Annotated in this window: 3 protein-coding genes and 1 pseudogene; 2 read left to right on the forward strand and 2 right to left on the reverse strand. The window is 71.0% G+C overall.

Annotated features, from left to right (window positions below):
* A partial coding sequence (locus U9983_RS15995) for a DNA polymerase (RefSeq protein WP_322754794.1) occupies nt 1–697 on the forward strand: 697 nt, incomplete at its 5' end.
* Nucleotides 698–955: 258 nt separating this feature from the next.
* Complete coding sequence (locus U9983_RS16000) at nt 956–4,462, forward strand: EAL domain-containing protein (RefSeq protein ID WP_322754795.1); 3,507 nt, start codon at nt 956–958, stop codon at nt 4,460–4,462.
* Here the strand turns inward: U9983_RS16000 and U9983_RS16005 are convergent.
* Entirely contained in the window at nt 4,388–9,178 is a 4,791-nt protein-coding gene (locus U9983_RS16005; RefSeq protein WP_322754796.1) for an alpha-(1->3)-arabinofuranosyltransferase domain-containing protein, read from the reverse strand. The two genes, U9983_RS16000 and U9983_RS16005, sit on opposite strands and share 75 nt — an antisense overlap.
* 165 nt (nt 9,179–9,343) lie before the next feature.
* Nucleotides 9,344–9,992 (reverse strand): annotated as a pseudogene (locus U9983_RS16010) (hypothetical protein); the annotation flags it as partial.

Raw genomic sequence — 9,992 nt, forward strand, 5'->3', positions numbered from 1 at the left:
CGAGACCCTGCTCACGGCCGACTATTCCCAGATCGAAATGCGCATCATGGCGCATCTGTCCGGCGACGAGGGACTGATCGAGGCATTCGCCTCCGGCGAGGACCTGCACACCTACGTGGCAGCCCAGGCATTCGGTCTGCCTGTGGACGCGGTTGATCCCGAGCTGCGCCGCCGGATCAAGGCCATGTCCTACGGGCTGGCCTACGGGCTCTCCGCCTTCGGGCTCGCCGGCCAGCTCGGCATCCATCCGGAAGAGGCCCGTGCGCAGATGGAGGCGTACTTCGCCCGGTTCGGCGGGGTACGGGACTTCCTACGCGGGGTGGTCGAACAGGCCCGTGCCGATGGTTACACGGAGACGATCCTCGGACGGCGCCGTTACCTTCCCGATCTTACCAGTGACAATGCGCAGCGTCGGCAGATGGCCGAGCGAATGGCGCTCAACGCTCCCATCCAGGGGTCCGCGGCGGACATCATAAAGATCGCCATGTTGGGCGTCGATCGGGCGCTGCGGGAGCGCAGACTGCGGTCCCGGCTGTTGCTCCAGGTCCATGACGAGCTTGTGCTGGAGATCGCTGCGGGTGAGCGCGCCGAGGTCGAGGCGCTGGTACGGACCGAGATGGGAGCGGCATACCAGATGTCGGTTCCTCTCGACGTCAGTGTTGGTTGCGGCCTGACCTGGGACGACGCCGCCCACTGACCTCGCGGCGATCTCGCGCTGAGGCTGTGCGCTCACTGTCTGCGCCTATCAGCCCCGCGACGCCGCGCCCCCTACTGCCGGGCGCTCTAAGTGGTGGCGCCGGGTTACGGTGATGGGGCGGCGTTGTCTCTGGGTCGTGAATCGAAGATTTTTGGCCCGTTTGGTCGCTCTCGGTAGTTGTCGGGGCCCGGTGGTTGCCAGGGTGCTGTCCCGCCGGGCGGCGGCACCTTACCCCCGACGGCAGGAGGATCGTTCACCATGAGCGTTCCATCCTTCACGGATCGACGGCGATTTCTGGTCATACTTTCCGTCGGAGGAGTCTTCGCCTTCTCCGTCCTTGCGCTGCTGCCCTGGTCGCCGGGGCAGAACCAGCTGGGGACCTGGCTCGCCGTGGCGATAAGCATCGCCAACCTGGTTGCCGCGCTGCTGTTGCGACGCATCCGGCCGGTGGCTCACCACATCCTGGTGCTCTCCTCGGTCCTCGCGGTCACGATTGCGCTGTGTGACAGTGATTCCGGCAGGGACGCCGACCTCTATCTGCTCTGGTACGCCTGGATCGCCGCCTATGGCGCGATGGTTCACAGACTGTGGGTGGCCCTTGTCCATGCCGCGCTCATCAGCGCGGGGGCCGTGGCCGGCTTCGCGATCGAAGGCGATCTCGGTGTCGCGATGCCCGCGGTCGTGATGACCGTCTTCACCGTCAGCGGGACGACTCTGGTTGTGTACGGGTTCGGCCGCTGGAGCCAGCTGCTGGTGGACCGGGATCCGCTGACGGGGCTGGCGAACCGGGCCGGCCTGGCCCGGGTGGCCCAGCCCGCGATCGCCGCGGCGCTCGCCGCCGGTCGCCACGCCGTGCTGGTGCTCCTTGACATCAACCGGTTCCGCGAGGTCAACGACGCCCTCGGTCATGACGCCGGCGACCGGCTGCTGCAGGCCATCGCGATGCAGTTGCGCAGCGTACCCGTGGACCCTGCGTTCACCGGCCGCATCGGCAGCGATGAGTTCGCGGTCGTCATGTGTGGGGTTGAGCTGCCCGACGAGCCCGAGGCCGCACGCGATCAGATGCGCGCCATCGGCCGAATGGTGATCAGTCAGATCCTCGGTCCGTTCCGGATCGACGGCGTCGAGGTCGAGGTCGAGGCCAGCGCCGGTGTCGCGGTCGCCCCGCTGCACGGCGCGAGCCTCGACGCCCTCCTGCCGGCGGCGGACGCGGCGCTGCACGTGGCCAAACGGGACGGCGAACGGGCCGGTGTGTGGGACCCGGGCATGGCCGGCGTCCGGCCGTGGGAACTCGCCCTGCACGCGCAGCTGCGCGCCGCCGTCGCCGGTGGCGAACTGGTCCTGCACTACCAGCCGCTGCAGTCCGCCCATACCGGGCGCATCGCCGGTGTAGAGGCACTGCTGCGCTGGGCGCACCCCGATCGCGGTCTGCTGGCCCCCGGAGCCTTCCTGCCGATGGCGGAACGGTCCACTCTGATCATCGATGTGACCGAGTGGGTGCTCAACGAGGCGCTGCGCCAGTGCGCCGACTGGGCGTCGGCCGGCCACCACGTACCGGTGTCGGTGAACCTCTCGGCGCGGATGCTCGTCCGCGACGATCTGCCCAACCTGGTTTCGGACACGCTGTCCGTGCACGGCCTGCCCGCAGACGTCCTGACGTTGGAAATCACCGAGAGTGCGCTGGTCACCCAGCCGGCCCGGGCCGCGGCGATGCTGCGGGAACTGCGCACCCGCGGGGTGACGTTGTCGTTGGACGACTTCGGAACGGGTTACAGCTCGATGGAGATCCTCAAGGCGCTGCCGTTCGACGAGGTGAAGATCGACCGGGGGTTCGTCTCCGACGCGCACGGCAGCCTGCCCGACGTCGCGATCGTCCGCACCGTCCTGGAGCTCGGCCATCGCCTGGGGCTACGGGTCGTCGGCGAGGGCGTCGAGGATGCCCGGGCCCTGCGGATGCTGGTGGAGCTCGGATGCGATCTTCTCCAGGGGGAGGCGATCTCGCGGCCGCTGCCTCCCTCGCCCGAGCTGCTGGCGCTGTTGACCGCGCAGGCCTGCGCGGTCGTCGCGGCCGTTCCCGGGCCCGCGGCGACGGTGCAGGCCGATTCGGTGGCGGGCCCCGATCGGGTGGCGGGCCCCGATCGGGTGGCGCAGCCGTGCCCGCCGGAACTGGTCATGGCCGGACCGCCCGTTGTCAGGCCGGCTGACGAACCCGCCCGGATCGCCGCGCTGCGCCGGTACGAGATCCTCGATTCCGACAGCGAGCCTGAATTCGACGAGATCGCCGCGCTGGCGGCCCGCCTGTGTGACACCCCGGTGGGACTTGTCGCGTTCCTGGACACCGATCGGGAATGGTTCAAGGCCTGCCACGGCTCGACGGTGACCGAACGACCGCGCGATGTGTCGGTCAGTCAGTGGGCGCTCGCCGAAACCGGGGTCTTCGAGATTCCGGACATGGCCGCGGACCCCCGCTTCATGCGCCTGGCCAGGATCGGGCCGCGCCGGTCATTCCGTTTCTACGCCGGAGCGCCGATCACCACCCCTGATCGCAAGGTGATCGGGCACGTCGTGGCGGTGGACCGTATTCCTCGTGCTCTCACCCCCGGCCAACGCGAGTCGCTCGCCGCCCTGGGACACCAGGTCATGCAATTACTGGAGGCCCGCCGAGCCAACCGGATGCTGGCGGAGGTGACCGGGGCGCTGGGCGTGCTGGACCAGTTCTGGTATCCCGATCACCTGGATTCGGCCGGGTCGACGGTCGCCGAGGTCTCCCGAGCGCTTCTCGACGCGGATGCGGCCAGCCTACTGCTCGCTGACCTTCCCGGATCGACGGTGTTCCACGTGGTGGCCACCGCGACGAAGTCGGACGAGGACGGAGCGACGAAGTCGGACGAGGACGGAGCGACGCCCGCGGAGCGGTTCACCGGGCGCGACACCGTCGGCATCGGGGCCGTCCTGCGTACCAGGGCGCCGGTGTTCCTGGCCGACGTCACATCCTCGACGCTGTTCCCGGCGGACGTCGTGCGGCGGCTGCGCATCGCCTCTGCGCTGCTGGTGCCGCTTCCCGGCGAGGGCGGGCTGATCGGGCTTGTGGTGGCCCGCTGGACGGTCAGGCGGGACGAGCCCGACCAGGCGGGCCTGCGCGCGGTCACCCTGTTGGGCGGTCAGGCCGGTCATACCCTTGCGCGGTTGCGACGGGCACAGGTCCGCGTCCGGGAGATCGGTATCGACCCGGCAACCAGCCTCACCAGCCGCGAGCGCTTCCTGGCGATTCTGCAGGGTCTGCCCGCGCGAACCGTCCTCTGTCTGTTCGCGGTGCTCGGTGCCCCATCGGAGCCGGGTTCGGAGCCGGGTTCGGACCCGGGTTCGGACCCGGGTTCGGACCCGGACGGCGTCTGTGGCGACGAGCACATCTTCACACAGTTTGCCGGCCAGCTGCGTGCGGCCGCTGGTCCCGGTGCGGAGCTGGGGCGTTGGTCGCACAACCGCTTCGTCGTCGCCTTCCCGGGTGGAAGTCAGGTCGGGTCGAACGAGATGATCGCCCGGTTGCGGGTGTCATGGGATGGGGAGCCGAGGCCGTCGTTCGTGGTCGGCACCGCGGTGACCGAGGTCGATCAGCCACCGAGCGCCGCTCTGTGCGGTGCTGAGAATGCGCTGCGGGCCGCTGCGCGAGCCGTTGGCCGCACTGTGGTGTCACGGGTGAACGGTGGGTCGCGCGGCATCGCCGCCGGTGACCGCGCCGGTGACCGCGCCGGTGCCCGGGCCTGACGGGCCGGCGGTGACATCCGCGGTGAGATCGTGTCGGTACCGGTGTTGCACCGCCGTGACGAGGACGTCGGCACCCAGGAGCAGAACCGCGATCCAGGACACGGTCGCGACCCGCGCGAACGCCCTGACCCACTCCCCGTCGCTGGGCAGGCTGTGGCGCAGCTGGACCTGGATGACATAGGTGGCGCTCAGGGCCAGCAGGGCCACCGGTCCGAGCGTGAGCAGGGTCCGGCCCCGGGGCAGGAGTAGCGCGGCCAGGGTTGCCAACCCGGTGGCGATACTCGCCGCCGGGTTCACCAGTGCCATGGCGATCAGGGCAGCCACCGTCGCTGCGAGTATCGCGACCGTGACCGGTACCCGCGGGGCCCGCGGCGCCGGCGATGCGAACCGGGGTAGCTCGGCGGTCACCGGATCGGCCTGCGTGCGTGATCGCCGGCGCCTTCTCGCCGTCACGACCATCAACACGACGCAGGAGGTCAGCGCGATGCCGGAGAGCGCCAGAGCACGGCGCACCAGCCGTTGGGGGGTCCAGCGCAGATCGACGGTGAAGCTGGACGCGGTCGGAGTGATCCGCCAGCCGTTGGCGTAGCCGTCCACCAGTCGTGGTGCGCCGTAGTCGGTGGTCGTCGATCCTCCCGTTGAGGTTCCCCGTGAGGTCGCCTTCCAGCCGGCGGACAGGCTCTGCCCGAGCACCAGCCAGAACGGTGTGCCGGGTTCGGCGTTGGTGACCCGCAGGGCGAACGAGGTGTCGCTCGATCCGGTGACCGCCACCGCCGGCGCGCGGGTGCTGCTCGCGCCTGATGATCGGACCGGGGTGCTCTGGTCGGCCGGTGCGACCGAGCCGGCGGCAGTGATCGGCGACGCGCCACCACCGGGCTCGGAGGCCAGTACAAGGCGGTCCAGATCGTATCCGACGCCGGCTCCCGCGATGGTGCGTAGCACGTGGTCGCCGGAGCCCAGGGTGATGGGGTCACCGCAGAGCGACACCAGCAGGCCCTTGCGGGCGAGCGCGTCGGCGCTGGAACCGGTGATCCGTACCGGGACCGGGCGTCCGTCGAGCGTGAGGAGATCGCTACGGCATGCGCCCGGCAGGGCTGCCGCCGCCGGGGGAACCCGCAGGCCGGCGATGTCGACCTCGGCCAGTCCCACCGGCATCGTGATCAGCTGCTGGCTGATCGGGTCCCGGGTGGTGACCGACCGGATGTCGTCGACCACAAGGCGGATGTTGCTGCCCCGGACGGGGGGAAAGGAGAGGGTGACCGTCCGGCTGGCACCTGGCTGTCCGATCCTGGCACCCGGCATGTCGGTGATCGGCGGGATGGTCAGCGTGTCCACCCGCTTACCGTCCACGACCAGCCCGAGTGTCCTCGGCACGGAATGGCGCCCGTCGGCCACCACCGACAGGGTCAGCGTCGAGAAACTCACCGGCTTCGGGGAGTTGACCTGGATCCAGGCGTCGGTCTGCATCCCGAAGCCGGGACTCCACAGCGTCGCCGGGTCACCGTCGAACGCACCGGCGCTGCCGGCAGCCAGATCACCGGGCAGCCGCCCGGACGATTCGGTGGTCACCGTGTCCGAGGGCCGGCCGGTGGAGGTACCCAGGATCAGGTCGTTGGCATAGGCGGACGCGCGGGCGGTGCCGGTGAGCGCGAAGGTACGCGCGGTGGGCAGGGTGAACACCCGCGCCATGGCCGCCTCGGCGTCGGATCGGAACGGTTCCGCCGGGTTCGCCCGGTCGCGGGTGACCTGCAGCATGAGCCGGTGTTGCACCGATGCCGTGCCCGCCGCGGTCAGCAGGTCGGTCGGCATCCGCAGGAGCTCGTGTGCGTGCGGGGACGTGCCGTCCGGTCGGACGATGTCGACTTCGGCAAACCCGACGCTGGACAGATCCGCGTATTGCGCGCGGACCCCGGTGTTGGTCTCCTCGACGGTGATGTCCAGGTGGGTGAACCGACGGGCCGGGAAGGTGACCAGCTGGCCGGCTTCGGTCCGGGACGCGGCGGTGAGGTTCACACTCACCGGTGCGCCGCCGTCGAACCGGAGCGTCGCCTTGGTGATCCACCGGTTGGGGGAGCCGCGTAGCGGTTGGACGAGACGGACGCGGTCGGTGCGCACCGGGTCCGTCACGGCGATCTGGAGGCGCTGGCCCGCCGGGTTGGCGAACGCGCCGACCTGCCACGCGGTGTCGAGGTCGCCGTCGACCGCGCCCACCGGACGTTCCGGCGGACTGTAGGAGAACGCGTTGCCGTAGCTGGTTGCGCCGACGGCGGCGATGTCGCCGGGCTGGCCGGGGGCGTGCAGCACCGCGACCGTCTGGGCCGCCGTGGTCTCGGCCGGAAAGACCGGTAGTCGGTTGTCGTTGGGGTCGGGTGCCAGCGCGACCGTGTCGGGGCCTTCCACGTACCCGTAGTTGTCCCGGATCGAGCCCCACCGTTCGGCCCGGCGCCGGTTGCTGTCGGTGAGAAGAAGATCGGCGCCGTCGCTCAGGGCCTGGCCGACCGATGCCGGGTCGGCTGCCATCGACGCGGTGTAGAGGATGGCCCGGTTCGTTGTGAGCGGGTCGGCCAGCAGGCCGGCGGCCGCGGCGTCCACCAGCCCCTCCCCGTTGCCGCTGACGAGCAGCGGTGCCCCGGTGGCCGCCGTCCGCACGATAGGTTGTGGGTCGGTGACTCCGAATACGGCCAGCGCCGGCGGGTCGACCGCGTCCGGTGGGGTACCCAGGGCCAGCTCGTCGTTGACGGGAATGCGTGGTGCGTCGGTGACCGGCGGGCCGAAGCGGCGTGGCGCGCCAAGCCCGGCGGGCACCGGGTCGGTGAACAGCGCCCAGGTAGGCACCGGCCGCGGGGTGCGGAAGCGTTCGTACTGCTGGTTGCTGCGCAGCACGATGTCACCGACTCCCATCAGCCGGGCCATGTCGGCCAGCGAACTGGTTTCGAACACGCCTTCCTGCATCCGGCGGTCCACGGCGCGTAGCAGGTCGGCGGATGCGGCGGCGCTGAACGGGATCAGCTCACGCACCAGGTAGGGGCGGTTGGTCAGGCCGGGCAGGACGGGGTCCAGGGTGGTCCCCCAGCGGTAATGGGCGAAGTCCGCACCGGGCAGTTCCAGCACCCGGGTGGCCGGACCGGTCGCGTCCAGTGCGGTGGCGACCTGGCGCTCGTAGGCGGGGATCTGCTCAGGGCGGTCCAGATCCGACTCGATGAACCGGCCACGCCACAGCGGACTGAGGTTCGCCACTATCAGGACGATGACGACGATCCATGCGGTGCCGGGCGCCAGCCGCGGCAACCGGGTCCGGACATCGCGGCGGCGGGTGCCCCCGGAGCGCCCGCGCACGCGTCCACTGACGGTGCCGACCGCGGTGCCGACCGCGGAGCCGACCGCGGTGCCGACCGCGGAGCCGACCGCGGTGCCGACCGCGGTGCCCAGCCGTTCGCTGACCGCCGTGAGCCCGCCGGCGAGCAGCACCGACAGGCCGAGCGCGACCAGTGGTACCGCCCGGGGCATTGACCGGAGCGCGAACCCGGCGGTGGATGCCTGCGCGAACGCGCGGAACGCAGCGCCCAGCGGCGAGGGGTTGTCATAGGGGTACACGCCCACCGCGACCGTGGTACCGACGAGCACCAGCAGGACAAAGTAGGCTTTGTAGCCCCACCGCAGCAGCGCCGCGCCCGCCAGCGCCAGCATGGGTACCGCGAAGCTCACGGCGACCACCCACACGGTCTGGGTGTAGTCACGCGACGGAGTGATCCAGGTGCCGAGAGCATCCTCGCCGTAGAAGTACCAGTTGCCCAGGCCGCGTAGTACCTCCGACGCCTGCGAGGCGCTCGCCACTGTCTTGAGCGTCTCGCTGTAGGCAAGGATGTCCACGCCGTAGCCGGCCTGGGTGACCAGACCCGCGATCCACCAGGCCGAGCACAGCACGACCAGCACACCGGTACGGATGATCATGCCCAGCGCGGGGCCGAGCCGGACCTCCCGGGTCCCCCACAGGGCAAAGGGCAGCCAGAGCATCGGCGCCAGCAGCACGAAGATCAGGCTGGCCGCGTTGCTGCTGCCGACCAGCGCGACGGTGACACCGAACGCGGCCGGCCAGCGCCAGCCGTCCGGCAGCCAGGCCGCGCGGCCGCCCCGGGCCTCGCGCAGCCCGCGGACGGTGATCCCGAGCAGCCAGCCCAGGCCCGTGTACGGCAGCAGGATCGCCGACATCCGAGCCTCGTACTCCAGGACATAGGGGCTCAACATGTAGACGGCCGCGGCGACGAAGGCGGACCTGTTCGGCCACCGAAACGACCGCATGCAGAACAACACGCCCGCGCCGGCCAGGAACAGCACCGAGCCGGTCCACAGCCGCTGGGCGACCCAGGCGGGCAGACCGACGAGGTCGACGAGCCAGAAGAAGGCGCCCTGCGGGAGGAGGAAACCGATGTTCTGGTGGGTGACCGCACCCATCCCGATGTTCGGGGCCCACATGATCCCCGCATGGCTGATCAGCCGTTGCGGGTCGATGTACAGGTAGGCCTTGGTGTCGACACCGACCCGCCCGGGCGCTGTGAGCAGCAGCGGGAGGTAGGCGATCGCGGCCAGCAGCGACGCGGGCCACGACGGCAGCCACCGGCGTCGCAGCGGCGACGACTCGCCGCCGGCGCCCGGGCGGCCGGCGAGCCGGCGGGAGAGAACTCGCCGCGGATGTGCCGATGGTGCGGTCAGGGTCACCGGTCCAGCCCAATCGTCCTGGTTCGGCTCCCGGTCGCTGGTGCGGCAGGGAGGAAGACGGCAGCGCGCCGCGGGCCTGGCCCCCAGGGCCTGCGGTGATCGCGAAGCGTGTCCGAAGCATCCTAATCCGACCCGCGACGCGTCCGAGCAGCGATGATCGCACGCTCACCGGGTGGCGGTGCGCCGGGCGTCAGCCCAGACCAGCAGTCCCGTGCCTGCGGCCAGCACCGCATGCAGCACGAGTTCCAGCCGGGCGGTCGCCACCGAGGCGCCGCCGACCCACCAGACGCCCGTAACGGCGAGGGCCGTCGCGGCCGCGAGCACCACCAGGACGCCGCGCGCGCCGACGGCCAGCAGGTAGTGGGTGAACAGGACGGTTGCCCCGAGGCAGGTCATGGCTGCGGCCAGCGGTGCGAGGGAGCCTGCGGCCGCGGTCAGCCGTGGGCCGAAGGCCAGTGCCAGTCCACCCGCCGGAGCGAGCAGGGCGACCAGGAGCAGCCCGGTGGCCGGCACCGCGAGCATCGCCAGGGTCGCGCCCAGCTGGTGCAGCGCGTGCTCACCGCGGTGGCGGCGGCTCGCGGTCTCGGGCAGCAGAAAGCCCCCCAGGACGACCGCGGCGAAGACCAGCGCCTTGCACGCGACGGACACCGCCGCGTACGAGCCGGCGTCGACGGAGCGGTGTGCGCCGATCGCCAGCACGTCGATGTTCTGGAGCACGCCCAGCAGGACCAGGGCGCTCAGCGCGGCGCCGACCTCGACGGCCAGCCGGTTCGGCGCCATCGCGGGCGCGGTGCCGGCGGGCGCGGTGCCGGCG

It is taken from the genome of Protofrankia sp. Cas3 (genome assembly GCF_963555955.1).
Taxonomy (GTDB): Bacteria; Actinomycetota; Actinomycetes; order Frankiales; family Frankiaceae; genus Protofrankia.